The organism is Nocardioides sp. P4_G10, from assembly GCF_056401175.1.
The window spans coordinates 152,266-169,578 of the sequence record NZ_JBFUJV010000004.1; the positions used below are offsets into that span (position 1 = coordinate 152,266).

General features: G+C 72.5%; 17 protein-coding genes. 12 read left to right on the forward strand and 5 right to left on the reverse strand.

Translation table 11 applies throughout. The features are described 5' to 3' along the window. Positions 1-10: 10 nt before the first annotated feature. The 3 genes from AC1DP1_RS07715 (at position 11) to AC1DP1_RS07725 (ending at position 2,273) form a co-directional block, all read left to right on the forward strand. Positions 11-859 (forward strand): CoA transferase subunit A, encoded by an 849-nt coding sequence (locus AC1DP1_RS07715; RefSeq protein ID WP_477506366.1) that lies wholly within the window; start codon positions 11-13, stop codon positions 857-859. A gap of 1 nt (position 860) precedes the next feature. Next, a complete protein-coding gene (locus tag AC1DP1_RS07720) occupies positions 861-1,529 on the forward strand; it encodes a 3-oxoacid CoA-transferase subunit B (RefSeq protein ID WP_477506367.1) in 669 nt (222 codons plus the stop codon). Between the two features lie 375 nt (positions 1,530-1,904). Beyond that, positions 1,905-2,273 carry a hypothetical protein gene (locus AC1DP1_RS07725; protein WP_477506368.1) on the forward strand — a complete coding sequence of 123 codons (369 nt, stop codon included), beginning with the start codon at positions 1,905-1,907 and terminating at the stop codon, positions 2,271-2,273. 157 nt (positions 2,274-2,430) lie between these two features. Here the strand turns inward: AC1DP1_RS07725 and AC1DP1_RS07730 are convergent, their stop codons facing one another. Continuing rightward, positions 2,431-2,820, reverse strand: coding sequence for a VOC family protein (locus tag AC1DP1_RS07730; protein ID WP_477506369.1), 390 nt, complete (start codon positions 2,818-2,820; stop codon positions 2,431-2,433). 197 nt (positions 2,821-3,017) lie between these two features. Between AC1DP1_RS07730 and AC1DP1_RS07735 the strand changes: the two genes are divergently transcribed. The 7 genes from AC1DP1_RS07735 (at position 3,018) to AC1DP1_RS07765 (ending at position 10,599) form a co-directional block, all read left to right on the forward strand. Continuing rightward, the gene (locus AC1DP1_RS07735) at positions 3,018-4,073 is read left to right on the forward strand and encodes an LLM class flavin-dependent oxidoreductase (RefSeq protein ID WP_477506370.1); all 1,056 of its coding nucleotides are present in this window, start codon (positions 3,018-3,020) and stop codon (positions 4,071-4,073) included. A 123-nt stretch (positions 4,074-4,196) separates the two neighbouring features. Then, positions 4,197-5,249, forward strand: a complete 1,053-nt coding sequence (locus tag AC1DP1_RS07740; protein ID WP_477506371.1) for an ABC transporter substrate-binding protein — start codon at positions 4,197-4,199, stop codon at positions 5,247-5,249. Further along, the gene (locus tag AC1DP1_RS07745) at positions 5,246-6,094 is read left to right on the forward strand and encodes an ABC transporter permease (protein ID WP_457189003.1); all 849 of its coding nucleotides are present in this window, start codon (positions 5,246-5,248) and stop codon (positions 6,092-6,094) included. Before AC1DP1_RS07740 ends, AC1DP1_RS07745 begins: the two co-directional genes overlap by 4 nt. Then, positions 6,070-6,876, forward strand: a complete 807-nt coding sequence (locus tag AC1DP1_RS07750) for an ABC transporter ATP-binding protein (RefSeq protein ID WP_457189001.1) — start codon at positions 6,070-6,072, stop codon at positions 6,874-6,876. The genes AC1DP1_RS07745 and AC1DP1_RS07750 overlap by 25 nt, the downstream gene beginning before the upstream one ends. After that, entirely contained in the window at positions 6,873-8,219 is a 1,347-nt protein-coding gene (locus tag AC1DP1_RS07755) for an LLM class flavin-dependent oxidoreductase (protein WP_477506372.1), read from the forward strand. The genes AC1DP1_RS07750 and AC1DP1_RS07755 overlap by 4 nt, the downstream gene beginning before the upstream one ends. Next, the gene (locus AC1DP1_RS07760) at positions 8,216-9,262 is read left to right on the forward strand and encodes an aldo/keto reductase (protein WP_477506373.1); all 1,047 of its coding nucleotides are present in this window, start codon (positions 8,216-8,218) and stop codon (positions 9,260-9,262) included. Before AC1DP1_RS07755 ends, AC1DP1_RS07760 begins: the two co-directional genes overlap by 4 nt. Positions 9,263-9,510: 248 nt before the next feature. Beyond that, complete coding sequence (locus AC1DP1_RS07765) at positions 9,511-10,599, forward strand: alkene reductase (RefSeq protein WP_477506374.1); 1,089 nt, start codon at positions 9,511-9,513, stop codon at positions 10,597-10,599. Positions 10,600-10,650: 51 nt separating this feature from the next. Here AC1DP1_RS07765 and AC1DP1_RS07770 read toward each other — a convergent pair whose 3' ends face one another. Then, complete coding sequence (locus tag AC1DP1_RS07770; RefSeq protein ID WP_477506375.1) at positions 10,651-12,021, reverse strand: MFS transporter; 1,371 nt, start codon at positions 12,019-12,021, stop codon at positions 10,651-10,653. Between the two features lie 75 nt (positions 12,022-12,096). Between AC1DP1_RS07770 and AC1DP1_RS07775 the strand changes: the two genes are divergently transcribed. Further along, positions 12,097-13,143, forward strand: a complete 1,047-nt coding sequence (locus tag AC1DP1_RS07775; protein ID WP_477506376.1) for an LLM class flavin-dependent oxidoreductase — start codon at positions 12,097-12,099, stop codon at positions 13,141-13,143. Positions 13,144-13,286: 143 nt separating this feature from the next. Here the strand turns inward: AC1DP1_RS07775 and AC1DP1_RS07780 are convergent, their stop codons facing one another. The 3 genes from AC1DP1_RS07780 to AC1DP1_RS07790 are packed head-to-tail and all read right to left on the reverse strand — an operon-like array spanning position 13,287 to position 16,488. Continuing rightward, positions 13,287-13,682, reverse strand: a complete 396-nt coding sequence (locus AC1DP1_RS07780) for a low affinity iron permease family protein (RefSeq protein WP_477506377.1) — start codon at positions 13,680-13,682, stop codon at positions 13,287-13,289. A 35-nt stretch (positions 13,683-13,717) separates the two neighbouring features. Next, positions 13,718-14,377 carry a response regulator transcription factor gene (locus AC1DP1_RS07785; RefSeq protein ID WP_457188987.1) on the reverse strand — a complete coding sequence of 220 codons (660 nt, stop codon included), beginning with the start codon at positions 14,375-14,377 and terminating at the stop codon, positions 13,718-13,720. Then, positions 14,374-16,488, reverse strand: coding sequence for a sensor histidine kinase (locus tag AC1DP1_RS07790; RefSeq protein ID WP_477506378.1), 2,115 nt, complete (start codon positions 16,486-16,488; stop codon positions 14,374-14,376). Before AC1DP1_RS07790 ends, AC1DP1_RS07785 begins: the two co-directional genes overlap by 4 nt. Positions 16,489-16,667: 179 nt before the next feature. Between AC1DP1_RS07790 and AC1DP1_RS07795 the strand changes: the two genes are divergently transcribed. Next, complete coding sequence (locus AC1DP1_RS07795) at positions 16,668-17,291, forward strand: hypothetical protein (protein WP_477506379.1); 624 nt, start codon at positions 16,668-16,670, stop codon at positions 17,289-17,291. Positions 17,292-17,313: the final 22 nt, after the last annotated feature.

Sequence of the window (17,313 nt, forward strand, 5' to 3'; positions counted from 1 at the left end):
GGTCTCGGGCATGGACAAAGTGGTCTCTTCCGCGGCCGAGGCGGTCGCCGACATCCCGGACGGCGCGACCCTCGCGGTCGGCGGGTTCGGCCTCTCCGGCATCCCCTCGGTGCTCATCGACGCGATCCTCGAGGCAGGCACGGCCGACCTCGAGGCGGTCTCCAACAACTGCGGCGTCGACGAGTGGGGCCTGGGCCGGCTGCTCTTCGCCAAGCGGATCCGGCGGATGATCTCCTCCTACGTCGGGGAGAACAAGGAGTTCGCCCGCCAGTACCTCTCCGGCGAGCTCGAGGTCGAGCTCACCCCGCAGGGCACGCTCGCCGAGCGGATGCGCGCCGGCGGCTCGGGCATCCCGGGCTTCTACACCGCGACCGGTGTCGGCACGCAGGTCGCCGAGGGCGGGCTGCCGTGGAAGTACGACGACGCGGGCAACGTCATCGTCTCGTCGCCGCCGAAGGAGACCAAGGTGTTCTCCACCGCGGAAGGTGACAGGGAGTACGTCCTGGAGGAGGCGATCGTCGCCGACTTCGGCCTGGTGCGGGCCTGGAAGGGCGACCGGCACGGCAACCTGATCTACCGGCAGTCCGCGCGCAACTTCAACCCGCTCGCCGCGATGTGCGGCCGGGTGACGATCGCGGAGGTCGAGGAGCTCGTCGAGCCCGGCGAGCTCGACCCGAACGACATCCACACCCCCGGTGTCTACGTGCAGCGGGTCGTTCAGCTGACGCCGGAGCAGGCGGCGGACAAGAAGATCGAGAGGGTCACCACCCGACCTCGTCCTGAGGGGCCAGACTCGTCTGCTGGTTCATCGGGGGACGCGTTGGTGGACGACGCGGCGACGCACGGACTGGGAGGCTGACATGAGCTGGACGCGTGAGGAGATGGCGGCCCGGGCCGCCTCGGAGCTGCAGGACGGCTCCTACGTGAACCTCGGGATCGGGCTGCCGACCCTGGTGCCCAACTACGTCGGCGACGACGTCGAGCTGGTGCTGCAGAGCGAGAACGGCATCCTCGGCGTGGGGGCGTACCCCTTCGAGGGCGAGGAGGACCCCGACCTGATCAACGCGGGCAAGGAGACGGTGACGCTGCGCAAGGGGGCGTCGTTCTTCGACTCCGCGCAGTCGTTCGGGATGATCCGCGGCGGCAAGATCGACGCGGCGATCCTCGGCGCCATGCAGGTGTCCGCGGTCGGCGACATCGCCAACTGGATGATCCCCGGCAAGATGGTCAAGGGCATGGGTGGCGCGATGGACCTGGTCCACGGTGCCAAGCGGGTGATCGTGCTGATGGAGCACACCGCCAAGGACGGGTCGCTGAAGATCCTCGACAAGTGCGACCTGCCCTACACCGGCAAGCGCGTCGTGCAGCGGATCATCACCGACCTCGCGGTCATCGACGTGATCGACCCGACGACCGGTGAGGTCGCCCCGTCCGGCACCCTCGGCGACCGGGCGCTCAAGCTCGTCGAGCTCGCCCCGGGTGTCACCGAGGACGAGGTGCGGGAGAAGACCCAGCCGCCGCTGGTCTGAGCCCGCCGGGTCACAGTTCCGCAACGACCGGACTTCTCAGGCTGCGCGGGGCGAATTCTTCAAGGGTCCTTCAGGCGCGCTTGGTTGAGTCCTCCTCGGCGGTGGCCCGGCGGAGAACCCCCGTAGGACGCTGGGTCACCGTCCCGTCAACCCGGCTACCCGGAGCACGCCCCGGTCCCCCCGGGGGCGCATCGACGCCTCGACCTCGTACGCTGCCGGAGACACCGGCCGCGGGGGGATGGAGGGAGAACGCACGTGCTGAGCCAGGAAGACACCGCAGGCGCCCGCAGAGCAGCGGACGATCATCGAGACGACTCCTCAGGGCAGGTCGTGGTGCCGGGGCAGCGTTCGCCCTCGGCCGCACGACTGCTGGAGATGACTGCCCGCGACACCGATCAGTGGCGCTCCGACGCCCGGGCCGAGGCGTCGGGGATCGTCGCCGCAGCCCAGGACGAGGCGGATGCGCTGGTGCGCTCGGCGCAGGGCGAGGCCACGAGCCTGGTCGAGGCGGCCCGACGCGAGGCCGCGCGGATGGTGGACGAGGCGCGAGCGACTGCCGACGGAGTGCAGGCGGAGTCGGAGAAGCAGCGCACGCACGGGGAGACAGAGGTCGCTCGTCTCCAGCAGGTGGCGGCAGACCACACGCAGCGCCTCCGTCGACACCTGAACGACATGCTGGACCGGCTCGACTCCGCTCCCGCCCAGGCGCAGCCCGGCAGGGGCGACGACTCCCAGCCCGGGTAGAGGTCTGGGCCGAGCGGGGACTGCCGCTCGAGCAGGAGCCCAGCAGGTGCTTGGGGAACGACCCGCAGGCTCGTCGGGCCGATCGACCTGCGTCTCGTTCCCCAGCGTCTCGACCGGAGTGGCCAGCAGCGTCGACCCGGGCTCCCGGGTGCGGGGCTCAGCCCTCGCCGCCGGCGTTCTGCGACCAGGCGGGGAGCTCCTGGAGCGCCCAGCCGTTGCCGTCGGGGTCGGCGAAGAAGACGAAGCGACCCCAGGCCAGCTCGTCGACCTCGCTGACCTCGACGCCGCGCGCGACGAGGTCGGCGTGGGTCGCGTCGGCGTCGGCGATCACGATCTGCATGTTGTCCAGCGACCCGGGCTCCATCTGCGTCAGCCCCTTTCCGATCGCGATCGAGCACGCCGACCCGGGCGGCGTCAGCTGGACGAACCGCACGTCGTCGCTCACCACCTGGTCGTGGTCGACGACGAAGCCGACCTTCTCGTAGAACTCCTTGGCCCGGTCGACGTCGGTCACGGGCACCATCACCAGCTCCAGCTTCATGTCCATGACCCGAGGCTAGGACTCCTTCAGGCCAGCCGCTGACCGCTTTTCGCGCGGACACCTGAGGACGCTGCGGTCGTGAACGGCCCCCATTCCCGTCCACCACGTCCTCAGGTATCGCCATGTGGGCGTGGGAGGGCGGGGAGCACCGCCGCGTGTGCTATCTCTAGTAACCCAGTAGAGATTGCGTAGAAAGGCGGACGATGGAGTTCCTCTGGTACATCCCCAACCAGGTGACGGCGGGGCACCGGCTCGACGACACGGTCGCGGGGCACAACAGCCTGCCGCGCCTGACCGCGCTCGCTCGCCTGACCGAGGAGCACGGGTGGGGAGGGGCGCTGATCGGCACCGGCTGGAAGCGGCCGGACACCTTCACGGTCGCCACCGCCCTGGCGGCCGCCACGACGACGTTCAACCCGCTGATCGCGATCCGACCGGGCTACTGGACGCCGGCGCACTTCGCCTCGTCCGCCGCCACGCTCGACCAGCTGAGCGGCGGGCGGGTCAAGGTCAACGTCGTGAGCGGCCCCGACCACCAGCCGCAGTACGGCGACGACGAGGGCGACCAGGCGCAGCGCTATGCCCGGACGCGCGAGTTCATGCGGCTCGTGCGGCGCTACTGGACCGAGGACGACATCACCTTCGAGGGCGAGCACTACCGGGCCGAGGGTGCGACCCTCGAGCACAAGCCGGTGGCGCGCGAGGGGCGGCCACACCCGCAGCTCTACTTCGGCGGAGCCTCCGAGGCGGCCCAGCGCACCGCGGCCACCGAGGCGGACGTGCAGCTCTTCTGGGGCGAGCCGCTCGACGGCGTGGCGGCGCGCATCGACCACCTCCGGACGCTGAGCGCCGAGCTCGACCGCGACCTGCCGCCGCTCGAGTTCGGCCTCCGGATCACGACCCTCGTCCGCGAGACGACCGAGGAGGCCTGGGCCGACGCCGAGGCGAAGGTCGCCGCGATGGCCGAGGGCCAGCACGAGTGGGCCGTCGACCCCGGCCGCCGGGTGGCCGTCGGGCAGCAGCGGCTGCTCGACCTCGCCGAGAAGGGCGACGTGCTCGATGACTGCCTCTACACGGCACCCGGCCGCGTGGGTGGCGGCGGCGCCGGCACGACCTGGCTGGTCGGCTCGCCGGATGACGTGGCCAAGGCCCTGCGCCGCTACGCCGACCTCGGCGTCAGCCACTTCGTGCTCAGCGACACGCCGTACGAGAAGGAGATCGTGCGCGTCGGCGACTCGCTGCTGCCGCTCCTGCGCTGACCCCGCGCACGCGCCGACACCCGTCGGCGCGGGTGAACGGGAACTCCTGTCACCACAAAGTCGGCAAAGTCTATTCAGTTACATTACTTTTGAAGTCCGCTGTTCCGAGAAGGAGTACCACTGATGCCACGACGAGGGCGCACCCGCACCCTGACCCGAGCGGCCCTGCTGGCCACCGCCGGCCTCCTGGCCCTGTCCGCCTGCGGCGGTGAGCAGGCCGGCCCGAAGCTGGAGCTCTCGGCCGCCCTGCCCGACTCGCCGTCCGACGGCACCGTGCTCCGCGTGGGCGACCCGGCCACGCAGGTGGCCCTCGAGACGTCCGGGCTGATCGACGACCTGGACATCGACGTCGAGTGGGCCAACATCACCGGCGGCCCCAAGACGCTGGAGGCCTTCCGCGCCGACGCGATCGACATCGGGTCGGTCGCCGACATCCCGCCGCTCTTCGCGCACTGGACCGGCACCGACGTCCGCATCGTCGCCGCCCGCGAGACGGTCGACCCKATGGAGCACCCGACCTACGAGCTCGGCGTCGCGCCCGGCGTCGACGTGAAGAGCATCGAGGACCTCGAGGGCAAGAAGATCGCCTACAGCCCCGGCCAGGCGCAGGGCGCCCTGGTGCTCAACGTGCTCCGCGAGGCGGGCCTGACCCAGGACGACGTCGAGTTCGTCGAGATGCAGAGCGTTGACGACGCCTTCTCCGTGGCCCTCGCCAGCAAGCAGGTCGACGTCGCGCCGCTCGGCCAGACCCTGGTCAAGACCTACCTCGCCAAGTACGAGCAGGACGGTGCCACGACCATCGCCCCCGGAGTGCGCGACGACGCGTGGACCCTCTACACGCCGACCACCGTGCTCGAGGACGCCGACAAGGCGGCCGCGATCAAGGAGTACGTCGCCGCGTGGGCCAAGGCCCAGCAGTGGATCTCCGACAACCCGGACGAGTTCGCCGAGGCCTACTACGTCGACCACGAGGGCCTGTCGCCCGAGGACGCGCAGTACGTCGTCGACGCGCTGGGCCAGTTCACCGTGCCGACCAGCTGGGACGAGTTCATCGCCCGCCACCAGCAGACCGTGGACACGCTGGTCGAGGCCCAGGACCAGGAGCCGCTGGACGTGGAGACCCTCTACGACCGCCGCTACGAGAAGGCGATCGCGGCGGCGGTGGACGGGTCATGACGACCCTCACCGGCAGCCCGTCCACGCCCACCCGGGCGCTGGCGGAGGCGGAGGACGTACGCCCCACCCGGCGCCGGCTCGGCCCCGGGGAGCCGATCCGCTTCGGCGGCCTCATCGGGATCGGCGTGCTGCTCGCCGCCTGGGTGGTGGGCTCCGCCACAGGGGTGCTCGACCCGCGCACGCTCACCGAGCCGTGGACGGTGCTCCAGACCGCGGGCATGCTGATCGAGACCGGCCGCCTCCAGGAGAGCCTGGTGACGTCGGGCATCCGCGCGGCCCTGGGCCTCGGCCTCGGCGTCGTCGCCGGCACGATCCTCGCGCTGATCTCCGGCCTGTCCCGCGTCGGTGAGTCCCTCATCGACGGGCCCATCCAGGTGAAGCGCTCCATCCCGACGCTCGCGCTCATCCCGCTGCTGATCCTGTGGCTCGGCATCGGCGAGCCGATGAAGGTGATCACCATCGCGCTGGCCGTCTTCGTGCCGATCTACATCCACACCCACAACGGCCTGCGCACCATCGAGGGCAGGTACGCCGAGCTCGCCGAGACGCTCGGCGTGTCTCGCAGCGAGTTCGTGCGCCACGTCGTCCTCCCCGGTGCGATGCCCGGCTTCCTGCTGGGCCTCCGCTTCGCGGTGACCTCGTCGTTGCTCGCGCTGGTCGTGGTCGAGGTCATCAACGCCACGAGCGGGATCGGCCACATGATCACGCTGGCGTCCAACTACGGGCAGACCGACATCATCGTCGTCGGCCTGGTCGTCTACGCGCTGCTCGGCGTCACCGCCGACGCGGTCGTCCGACTGATCGAGAGGAAGGCACTGTCATGGCGTCGTACGCTGGCGAGCTGAGCACCCAGGTAGCACCCGCGGTGCGGGTGAAGTCCCTCCACCGCAGCTTCAACGAGGCAGGTGGCGTGCTCAACGGCCTCGACCTCGACATCGCGCCCGGTGAGTTCGTGGCCCTGCTCGGGCGCAGCGGCTCGGGCAAGAGCACCCTGCTCCGGTCCCTCGCGGGCCTGGACCGCGGCGTCGCCGGCACCGGTGTCATCGAGGTCCCCGAGAAGGTGTCGGTCGTCTTCCAGGATTCCCGGCTGCTGCCGTGGAAGCGCGTCCTCGACAACGTGACGCTCGGCCTGCGCGCCGGCGACGCGTCGGACCGCGGTCGCCAGGCGCTCGCCGAGGTCGGCCTCGCCGGCCGCGAGAAGGCCTGGCCCCACGAGCTCTCGGGTGGTGAGCAGCAGCGCGCGTCGCTGGCCCGCTCGCTGGTCCGCGACCCGCAGCTGCTGCTGGCCGACGAGCCGTTCGGCGCCCTCGACGCTCTCACCCGGATCCGCATGCACACGCTGCTGCGCAAGCTGTGCGAGGTGCACCAGCCGGCCGTGCTGCTGGTCACCCACGACGTCGACGAGGCGATCGTGCTGGCCGACCGCGTCATCGTGCTCGACGGAGGCGTCGTACGCCACGACGCGCGCGTCGAGCTCGACGGCCGGCGCTCGCAGGCCGACCCGGCGTTCGCCCGGCTGCGGGCGCGGCTGCTCACGGAGCTCGGCGTCGAGGACGACCACGACGCCGCTCCGGCACGCCACCTCGACCGCCACCGCGACCCGGCGTCGGAGAGGGCGGCCTCGTGACCTCGGACAGGCAGCTGCACCTCAACCTGTTCATCTACCCCGACGGCCACCACGAGGCGGCCTGGCGGCACCCGGACAGCGAGACCGACCGGATCCTCGACATCTCCTACTACCAGGAGCTGGCCCAGCGGGCCGAGGCCGCGAAGTTCGACGCCGTCTTCTTCGCCGACGGTCCGTCGCTGGCCGAGAACATCCAGTACGCCGCCCGCTTCCGCCTCGAGCCGATCACCGTGATGACGGCGATCGTCGCGGCGACCGAGCGGATCGGCGTGATCGGCACGGCGTCCACGACCTACACCGAGCCGTACAACCTCGCCCGGCAGTTCGCGGCGCTCGACCACCTCAGCAAGGGCCGGGCCGGCTGGAACATCGTCACCACCGGCGCAGCCGACGCGGCGCTCAACTTCGGCCTCGACGCACACCCGCTGCACCGCGACCGCTACGAGCGGGCCGAGGAGTACGTCGACGTCATCACGAAGCTGTGGGACAGCTGGGAGGACGACGCGGTCGTCGCCGACCGGGAGAGCGGGATCTTCGCCGACCCCGACAAGATCCACCGCATCGAGCACGTAGGCAAGCACTTCCGGGTGGCCGGCCCGCTCAACGCGCCGCGGTCCCCGCAGGGCCGGCCGGTCTACGTGCAGGCCGGGTCGTCGGAGGACGGGCGTGCCTTCGCCGCCCGCTGGGCCGAGGCGATCTTCACCGCGCACCAGACGCTCGGGTCGGCGCAGGAGTTCTACGCCGACATCAAGCGCCGCGCGCAGGCGCAGGGCCGCGACCCGCGGGGCCTCAAGGTGCTCCCGGGCATCAGCCCGTTCATCGGCTCCACGGCGAAGGAGGCCGAGGACCTGCACCAGGAGTTCAACGACCTGACCCAGCCGGGGTACTCGCTCGCCCAGCTCAACCGGCTGACCGGCGTCGACCTGTCGGCGTACGACCTGGACGAGCCGTTCCCGCGCGAGGTGATCGACACCGACGAGGAGCGCAGCGAGGGCAGCCGCTTCCAGCTCGTGCTCGACATCGTCGAGCGCGAGAACCCCACGCTCCGCCAGCTGTGCCACCGGCTCGCCGGTGCGCGCGGCCACCGGGTCGTCACCGGCACGCCCGACCAGGTCGCCGACACGATCCAGGAGTGGGCCGAGTCCGGCGCCGCCGACGGCTTCAACGTGATGCCGCCGTGGCTGCCCGGAGGGATCGAGGTGTTCATCGAGGAGGTCGTGCCGATCCTGCGCCGACGCGGGTTGTTCCGCACGGAGTACACAGGAACCACGCTGCGCGACCACCTCGGCCTCGAGCGCCCCGCCAGCCAGTACGCACCCAGTCTCGAGAAGGAGACAGCATGACTTTCGAGCACTACCGACCCCTGGGCCGCACCGGCGTCCAGGTCAGCCCGCTGACCCTCGGCGCGATGATGTTCGGCGCGTGGGGCAACCCCGACCACGACGAGTCGATCGCGATCATCCACCGCGCCCTCGACGCCGGCATCAACGTCATCGACACCGCTGACGTCTACGCCCGCGGCGAGTCCGAGGAGATCGTCGGCAAGGCGCTGCAGGCCCGCAAGGGCAGCCGCGACGACGTCTTCCTGGCCACCAAGTTCCACGGCAACATGCACGACGAGGACCCCAACCAGGCGGGCAACTCGCGGCGCTGGATCGTCCGCGAGGTCGAGCACTCGCTGCGCCGTCTGCAGGTCGACCACATCGACCTCTACCAGGTGCACCGCCCGCGGCCGGAGGTCGACATCGACGAGACGCTCGGCGCGCTGACCGACCTCGTCCGGCAGGGCAAGATCCGCTACCTCGGCACGTCGACGTTCCTGCCCTCGCAGGTCGTCGAGGCGCAGTGGGTCGCGGAGAAGCGGCAGCGGGAGCGCCCGGTCACCGAGCAGCCGCCGTACTCGATCCTCGCCCGCGAGGTGGAGCGCGACATCCTGCCGACGGCCGAGAAGTACGGCATCGGCGTGCTCCCGTGGAGCCCGCTGGCGGGTGGCTGGCTCTCGGGCCGCTACCGCCGCGGCGAGGACCCGGCCGTGTCGTCGAGCCGGCTGAAGCGCCAGCCGGCCCGGCACGACCCGGCGTCGCCGGAGAACAAGGTGAAGCTCGAGGCCGTGCACGCGCTGCAGGAGCTCGCCGACGAGGCGGGCCTGTCGCTGATCCACCTCGCGCTCGGCTTCGTGCTCGCCCACCCGGCGGTGTCCTCGGCGATCATCGGCCCCCGCACGCTCGAGCAGCTCGAGTCGCAGCTCGGGGTGGAGAAGGTCGTCCTCACCCCCGACGTGCTGGACCGGATCGACGAGATCGTGCCGCCCGGCACGACGCTCAACGAGGCTGACCGGGGTTACGCACCGCCGGCCCTCGTGGAGGCGGCGCTGCGGCGTCGGTGACGGCTCCGGGACCCGGCTCGCGTGGGGTGAGCCCGGGACCGGATGTGTCGGCGCGATCCCCGGATATCCGGGGAAGTTCCCGCTTGTCGGCCGAAACTTCGGCCGACAAGCGGGAGGTTCGGCCGACAAGTGACGGCGCCGGGGGCGACCGAAGGGCGTGTGAGGCTTCTCTCGTGGGGGAACATCGACCGGCGCGCAGTGGCTGAGGGTGTCGTACAGTCCTCAACCACTCTGGAGGCACCACCTTCATGTCCCGTGCATTCGAGCCCCTCGCCGTCGGCCCCTGGAAGCTCCCGCAGCGCTTCGTGATGGCCCCGCTGACCCGCAACCGGGCGGGTGACGGCAACGCCCCGACCGACCTCAACGCGGAGTACTACGCGCAGCGCGCCGGAGCCGGCCTGATCGTCACGGAGGGCACCGCCCCCAGCCACGTCGGCCAGGGATACCTCGACGTGCCCGGGCTCTACACCGACGAGCAGGTCGCCGGCTGGCGGCTGGTCGCCGACGCCGTGCACGCCCGCGACGGCGTGGTCGTCGCCCAGCTCATGCACGTCGGTCGCATCGCCCACGCGGACAACAAGGGCGGCGTGGAGACGATCGCCCCCAGCGCCGTGCAGGCCCCCGGCGAGATGGTCACCGCCGACGGCACCAAGCCGCACGACGTGCCCCGCGCGCCGTCGACCGACGAGATCGCCGGCCTGGTCGCCGACTTCGTGACCGCGGCCCGCAACGCGGTCGCGGCCGGCCTCGACGGTGTCGAGGTCCACGCGGCCAACGGCTACCTGCTGCACCAGTTCCTCGACCCGACGGTGAACCTGCGTGACGACGTCTACGGCGGTTCGCCGGAGAACCGTGCCCGCTTCGTCATCGAGGTCGTGAGCGCGGTCGCCGAGGCGATCGGCGCCGAGCGGGTCGGCCTGCGGCTGAGCCCGGCCCACCAGTTCAACGGTATCGGCGAGGAGCTCGGCCCCGACCTCACCGCCACCTACCGGGCCGTGGTCGACGCCGCCGCGCCGCTCGGCCTGGCCTACCTGAGCCTGCTGGCCAGCCCGCTGGAGCCGCTCGAGACGCTGGTGCGCGACCTGCGTGAGCGCTTCGACGGCGTCGTGCTCCTCAACGACGGCTTCGGTGACGTCACGACCCTCGACTCGGTCGAGAAGCTGCTCGAGACCGGCCTCGCCGACGCGGTCGTCGTCGGGCGTCCCTTCCTGGCCAACCCCGACCTCGCCGACCGGTGGCGTGCCGGTTCGGAGCTCAACGCGCCGAACCCCGACACGTTCTACGGCGGCGGTGCCGAGGGCTACACCGACTACCCCACCATCGAGCAGGCGTCCTGACCCGCTCCCGCTGACAGTCCGGCCGGCCCGTCCCCGTGGGGCCGGCCGGACTCATGCCGGCCGGGTCCGCGAGGCGGCGAGCACGCCGAGCACCGCGGCGACCGCGGCGAAGGTGAAGACGGTGAGGAACGGGTCGAGGTCCTGCCGCTCGGCCGCCGCGAACGCGGCACCGGCCACCGACAGCGCGAGGGCGGCGCCGAGGGAGTCGGCCACCGTGAGGGCGGAGGAGTTGAAGCCCCGGTCGCGGTCGGTCGACGCCTCGAGCATCGCCACCCCGGTGCGGGGGTAGGCAAAGCCCATCCCGGCACCGGCAAGGACGTACGCCGCCGCGGGCAGGACGGCTGACGGGTGGGCGCCGGCGTCGTGCGCCAGCACGCTCGCGGCGAGCGCCGTCAGGCCGGTGAGCACCAGGCTCGTGCCGACCACCATCGCGCGGGTGTGGGACACACGCGCGCCGAGCCGCGCCTGGACCTGGCTGGCGCTCGCCCACACCACGCCGACGCAGGTCAGCGCGATGCCGGCCCGGCCGGGGGAGAGCCCCCAGTGCTCCTGCAGCACGTAGACGATGTAGGCCTCGGCGCAGAAGAACGTCGCAGCGAGGAGCCCGCGGGTGGCCACCACGGACGGCAGTCCCCGGCGCAGGGTGCGGCTGCCGGGCGGGAGCAGGCGGCCGAGGGAGATCCAGACGCCCGCGAGGGCCGCCAGGGCACCGAGCGCCGCGATGCCGCGGGCCGACCCGACGAGCTCCAGCACGAGCACCGCCACCGCTCCGAGGGCCGCCCACCACAGCCGTGACACGGGCGTGTCCGTGCCCTCGGCGTGCACGGTGAGGCCGCGCAGCGCCGGGGCCAGCAGGGCGAGGGCGAGGGCGACGAGGCCCACCGCGCCGAGGAAGACCCAGCGCCAGCTCCACACGTCCGCGACCAGCGCCGCGAGCCCGGGCCCGAACAGGGCGGGCAGGACCCACGCCGCCGCGAAGGAGGCGAAGACCGCGGGCCGGAGCGCGGCCGGGAAGACCAGCCCGACGACGACGTACAACCCCACCGTGAGCGCCCCGCCGCCGAGGCCTTGCAGGACGCGGCCGACGAGCAGCACCTCCATCGACGGCGCCAGCCCGCACACGAGCAACCCGGCCGAGAAGAGCGCCATCGACGCCAGCAGCGGCACCACCGGTCCGGTGCGGTCGCTCCACATGCCCGCGGACACCATCCCGACCACACCGCTGGCGAGTGGCGCGGCGAAGGCGAGCGCGTAGAGGTCGAGCCCGTCGAGGTCGCGCGCGACCGTGGGCATCACGGTGGCGACGGCCATGGCCTCGAACGCGACGAAGGCGATCAGGCCGAACATCGCGACGGTCGTGGCGGCGTACGCCGGCGAGAGGATGCGCTCGCGGGGCTGGGTCGGGGTCGCGCTGGTCGTCACCGGCCCGACGGTAGGACCTCAGGTGCACCTGAGGTCAATCGGAATAACCAACCCGGTGCAGACGCTGGGTCGACAGTGACTGCTCCCTCCGTCGACCTGTCCGTGCTCGACCTCGTCCCGGTCCGCAGCGACCAGACCACCGGAGACGCCCTCGCCGCCTCGCGCAGCCTGGCGCAGGTCGCCGACGAGCTCGGCTACCGCCGCTACTGGGTGGCGGAGCACCACAACATGCCGGCCGTCGCCGCCACCAACCCGCCGGTCCTGATCGCCATGCTCGCGTCGGCGACCGAGCGCATCCGGGTCGGGTCGGGCGGAGTGATGCTGCCCAACCACGCCCCGCTCGTGGTGGCCGAGCAGTTCGCCCTCCTCGAGGCCGCCTACCCCGGTCGCATCGACCTCGGCATCGGCCGCGCGCCGGGCACCGACCCGCTGACCCGCTACGTCCTGCGCGGCGGGAGCGCGGAGTCCGCCGACGAGGCGGTCGCGAAGTTCCCCGACTACGTCGAGGACATCCGGACCCTGATGACGACCGAGGGCGTCGAGCTCCAGGTGGGGCCGCGCCGCCAGCCGCTGCGGGCCACCCCGTCGGCACGCACGATCGCCGACATGTGGCTGCTCGGGTCGTCGGACTACTCGGCGCGACTGGCCGCCGAGAAGGGCCTGCCCTACGTCTTCGCGCACCACTTCTCGGGAGAGGGGACCCGCGCCGCGCTCGACCTGTACCGCTCGTCCTACCGCCCGTCGCCGGAGTACCCCGAGCCGCGGACCTTCCTCACCGTCAACGCCGTCGTGGCCGAGACGGAGGAGGAGGCCCGGCGACGCGCGCTGCCCAACGTGCAGCAGATGATCGCGCTCCGCACCGGCGCCCCCCTCCACCCGCAGCGGCTCGTCGAGGAGGCCGAGGCCGCCGAGATGACCGCCGACCAGCGCGCCTTCGGTGACGCGATGGCGCAGCGCTGGATCGTCGGCTCGCCCGACCAGGCGCGGACCCGGATCGAGGAGCTCGCCGCCGAGCACGGCGTCGACGAGGTGATGGTGCACCCCGTGGCGGGCGCCGCGGCCGGGACGGACGTACGCACGTCACCCGCGCGCGAGGAGACGCTGCGCCTGCTCGCGGGCTGAGCGGGCAGTTCCTCGCGCACCACAGCGCCGACCGGGCAGTTCCTCGCGCACCAGATCTGCCATGCGCGAGCAAGTGCCCGGTCGGCGGCTTCAAGAGCGAGCAAGTGCCCGGTCGGCGGTTTCACGCGCCACGAAGTGCCCGGTCAGTGGCGTTCTTCGAGCCCGACCGCCTCGCGGAGGTCCTCCGCGGCCTCGCGGAGCCGGGGGTCGTCGGCGGCGCGTGAGTCCATCAGCGCAGCGAGCCCCTCGGCGATGACGTTGAGCTTCTCCTGCATGGCCTCGGTGTTGCGGCGGCCGGCGTTCTCCAGCAGGACGAGCAGCAGCAGCGACAGCACGGCGCCGAAGGTGTGGATCGCCAGCTCCCACTTGGTGGTGGTCTTCCACAGCGGGTAGCTCGCCGCCCAGATGACCAGCACCGCCACGACGACCGCGAAGAACGGCGCCCGGCTGATCACCTTCGTCGACAGCTCGACGAACCGCTCGAAGGGGTCCAGGCCGTCCTGCTTCTCCCGGCTCTTCGCCGCGTCGGTGCGCTCCATGACCGGAACCTAGTGCCGTTGACGCCTCGCCGTCCTCACCCCTGCCCGAGCCCGGCGTCCCGGGCGCGGATGATGACGTCGGCCCGGTCGGTGGCCTGCAGCTTGGCCAGGATGCTGGTGATGTTGTTGCGGATCGTCTTGGGCGAGAGGAACAGCGCCTGCGCGATCTGGCCGTTGGAACGGCCGGCCGCGATGAGGTCGAGCACCTCGGTCTCCCGCTCGGTGAGCTCCGGGAAGGGTCGTTCGGGCCGGCTGGCCGGGGCGAGCACCTCCGCGATGCGCGCGGCGAGCGAGGCACCGAAGACGACGCCGCCGCCGTGGACGGTCGACACCGCGCGGACGATCTCGTCCTGCTCCGCCCCCTTGCGGAGGTAGCCCCGCGCCCCGGCTCTCAGCGCGGACAGCACCGTGCCGTCGTCCTCGCCCATCGTCAGCACGAGCACCCCGACCTCGGGGTGCGCGGTCACGACCGCGCGGGTGGCGTCGATGCCGTTCATCACCGGCATCTGCACGTCCATGATGACGACGTCGGGGCGGTGCTCGTCGACGAGCGCGACGGCCTCGGCGCCGTCGGACGCACGGGCGACCACGTCGATCCCGGGCAGCGGGTCGAGCAGCGAGGCCAGGCCGTCGCGGAAGACCGGGTGGTCGTCGGCGATCAGCAACCGGATCGGCGGCGTCGTCGGCTCGGTCATCGGGGGCTCCTCACGGGTTCGGTCCGGCGCAGGCTCGACGTGGTGGTCGGCGGTCCGACGTCGCCCGCGGCGGTGCCGTACGGCAGGACCGCGCGGACGGTGGTGCCGCCGGACTCCGGGCACACCACCTCGCAGCGGCCGCCGAGCTCCTCCGCGCGCTCGCGCAACGACAGCAGGCCGACCCCGGCGGTGACGTCGGGACCGATGCCCCGGCCGTCGTCCGCGACGGTGACGGTCAGCCCGCCCGCGTCGCCCTCGAGGCGTACGTCGACGTGGTTCGCACCGGCGTGCTTCACCACGTTGGCGAGCGCCTCCGACACGATCCGGTAGGCCGCGACCTCCACGGCAGCCGGCAGACCCGTCGCGCCCTCGGCCGTGACGCCCACGTCGACCTCCGAGCGCACTCGGTCGGCCTGCTGCCGGACCGCGGCCTCCAGGCCGAGGTCGTCGAGCGCGGGCGGGCGCAGGTCGTGCACGAGGCGGCGTACGTCGTCGAGGGCGTCGCTCACCTCGGTGCGGGCCAGGGCGACGAGCTCGCGGGCGCGTGCGGGGTCGGTGTCGATGGCGTTGCCGGCGGCCTGCAGGCGCAGCGCGACCCCGCCGAGGACCGGGCCGAGGCCGTCGTGCAGGTCGCGGCGGATCCGACGGCGGTCGTCCTCGCGGCCGAGCACGAGCCGCTCGCGGCTGGCCTGCAGCTCGGTGGCGAGCAGGCGGGCGCGGATCGCCACCGCTGCCTGGCGCACGAGGTCGACCAGCAGGCCCTGGTCGCGCCGCGACAGCATCGAGCGGTAGCCCTGGACGGGCAGCACCAGTCGGCCGATGCGCTCGTCCTGGTAGGCGATGTCGATCTCCTGCACCTCGGCCGGCGGCGTGCCGTGCGAGGCGGAGAGAAGGCCGCCGTCGGGGGTGAGCACCTCGACCCGCACGTGCCGGACCTTGAAGGTGTCCGCCACCGCGGAGGCGAGGGCCGGCAGCTGCTCGTCGACGGTCCCGATGGTCTCGAGCCTGGCCGCCAGCGCGGACACCGCGCGGTAGCGGTCGTTGCGGCGGCCCAGCAGCAGGCGGTGGACGAGCCCGCCGAGCCAGCCGCGCAGCGGGCCGTAGACGACGACGGCCAGCACGAGCACGACGAGGGTGACGTCGCGCTGGTCGAGGCGGTCGCCGAGCAGCGCGGTGCCGGCGGCGAGCACGGCGAGGTCGATGCCGATGACGATCGCGGCCACGACGGCGGTGGTCAGGGTCCAGGCGACCAGGGCGTCGACGTCGCCGAGCCCCGGGCGCAGCAGGCCGACGGCGAGCGACGCCGCGAGGGTGATGACCGCGACGTCGAGCAGGACCGTGGTGAAGCCACCGCTGACGGACAGGGTCGCGCCGGCGAGGACGAGGAGCACGCACATGATCCCGGCCCACAGCAGCCAGCGGATCTGGGTCCGTTCACGCGGGTCGGCGTGCCGGTGGCGGACCCACAGGAGGGCGACCGCGACGGCGATGGATCCGAGGGTGAGCACCTGTCCGAGGTGCAGCAGCGTCTCTGCCACACCGTCGGTGACCGGGAGGTGGACGAGCTCGGTCGAGACGCCGGGCACGGGCGTGGTGTAGACGACGTCGTCCGGCGCGAGCACCAGCATCAGCGGCAGCGCGGAGGAGGCCACCAGCACCGTCGCGGAGACGGGGCGCCAGCGGCCACCCAGCAGCCGGCCGGTGGGGTAGAGCAGGAGCAGGGCCACCAGCCCGGACAGCAGCACGGCGCCGAACCGGGCCACGAACCAGAAGGCAGCGTCGGTGCCCACCGAGTCGTGCGCGTGACCGTGGGCGAGCCACCCCGACAGGGCGCCGTCGACCGACCACACGACGGCGACGGCACCGAGCACGAGCCCGACGCGGTCGCCCGGCCGCTCGCGCAGCACCCACGCCGCCGAGGCGGCGAGGACCAGCCCGGGCAGGGCCACTGGGAAGGCGAACCCGATGTCGGCCGCCGCCCGCTCGCCATCCGTGTTCGTCACGTCGAGCCAGACCGAACCGACCAGGCAGGCGAGCCCGATGACCAGCGGGACGTACGCCGCCAGCGAGGCGCGCGGCTGCGCGGGTGCGGCGGGCGGCGTACGGCTCACGCGAGCAGTATCACCGCGAACGTGTCCCGCCGTCCCGGGACCACGGTCCCCGTCGTGGGGGACCGGGCAAGGGGACCGGGGCCGGGACCTCGCTCCCTGACGGGCGGGTCGTCGGGCGGAGGAATCTTCCGGCATGCCGCAACCGCGGCGCCCCACCTCATCGAACAGGAGTCACGACCGTGACGATCCAGCACTCTCCCGCACCCGCCCGCTCGGACGTCGCCACCGTGGCCCCTGGCACCGCGACGAGCCCGACCCGCCCCTTCCTGCTGCACGGCAGGATGCTGACCGCCGGCGCCGTTGCCTGGTCGGCCTCGATCCTGGCCGTGGGCCAGGACCCGGGCGGCACGACCGGCCTGGTGGTCTTCGGACTCGGCTCCGGCCTGTTCCAGGTCGGCCTGCTCTTCCTGCTCCGCACGCTCTGGCGGACCCAGGCGCTCGGCGAGGGACGCGTCGCCCGAGGCGTGCTCCGCTTCGAGGCGTTCGCGGTCAGCATGGCCATGGCCTCGACGTTCGTCGATGCCGTCGGCGTCTCCGACCTCAGCCAGCCGGCCTGGCTCGCGCTCGACCTCTTCTGGCCGCTGTCGATGCTCGGCATGTTCCTCATCGGCATCCGCATCGCGGTCGCCGGCCGCTGGACGGGCCTGACCCGCTACTGGCCCGTCGTCGCCGAGAGCTGGGCCGTCGTGACCATCCCCGCGATGGGCATCTTCGGCGAGACGGCAGGCAAGTACGTCGGCGCGCTGCACCTGCTCGTCGGCTACGCCGTCCTCGGCGTGCTGGTCAGCCGCAAGCGCGGCTGACTGCCCCTCGGCCCTGGCCTGC

What these genes read in the sequence shown, in the direction of transcription:
- AC1DP1_RS07715 (WP_477506366.1), top strand. Translation starts at nt 11, where the DNA reads ATGGACAAAGTGGTCTCTTCCGCGGCCGAGGCGGTCGCCGACATCCCG.
- AC1DP1_RS07720 (WP_477506367.1), top strand. Translation starts at nt 861, where the DNA reads ATGAGCTGGACGCGTGAGGAGATGGCGGCCCGGGCCGCCTCGGAGCTG.
- AC1DP1_RS07725 (WP_477506368.1), top strand. Translation starts at nt 1,905, where the DNA reads ATGACTGCCCGCGACACCGATCAGTGGCGCTCCGACGCCCGGGCCGAG.
- AC1DP1_RS07730 (WP_477506369.1), bottom strand. Translation starts at nt 2,820, where the DNA reads ATGGACATGAAGCTGGAGCTGGTGATGGTGCCCGTGACCGACGTCGAC.
- AC1DP1_RS07735 (WP_477506370.1), top strand. Translation starts at nt 3,018, where the DNA reads ATGGAGTTCCTCTGGTACATCCCCAACCAGGTGACGGCGGGGCACCGG.
- AC1DP1_RS07745 (WP_457189003.1), top strand. Translation starts at nt 5,246, where the DNA reads ATGACGACCCTCACCGGCAGCCCGTCCACGCCCACCCGGGCGCTGGCG.
- AC1DP1_RS07750 (WP_457189001.1), top strand. Translation starts at nt 6,070, where the DNA reads ATGGCGTCGTACGCTGGCGAGCTGAGCACCCAGGTAGCACCCGCGGTG.
- AC1DP1_RS07760 (WP_477506373.1), top strand. Translation starts at nt 8,216, where the DNA reads ATGACTTTCGAGCACTACCGACCCCTGGGCCGCACCGGCGTCCAGGTC.
- AC1DP1_RS07765 (WP_477506374.1), top strand. Translation starts at nt 9,511, where the DNA reads ATGTCCCGTGCATTCGAGCCCCTCGCCGTCGGCCCCTGGAAGCTCCCG.
- AC1DP1_RS07780 (WP_477506377.1), bottom strand. Translation starts at nt 13,682, where the DNA reads ATGGAGCGCACCGACGCGGCGAAGAGCCGGGAGAAGCAGGACGGCCTG.
- AC1DP1_RS07785 (WP_457188987.1), bottom strand. Translation starts at nt 14,377, where the DNA reads ATGACCGAGCCGACGACGCCGCCGATCCGGTTGCTGATCGCCGACGAC.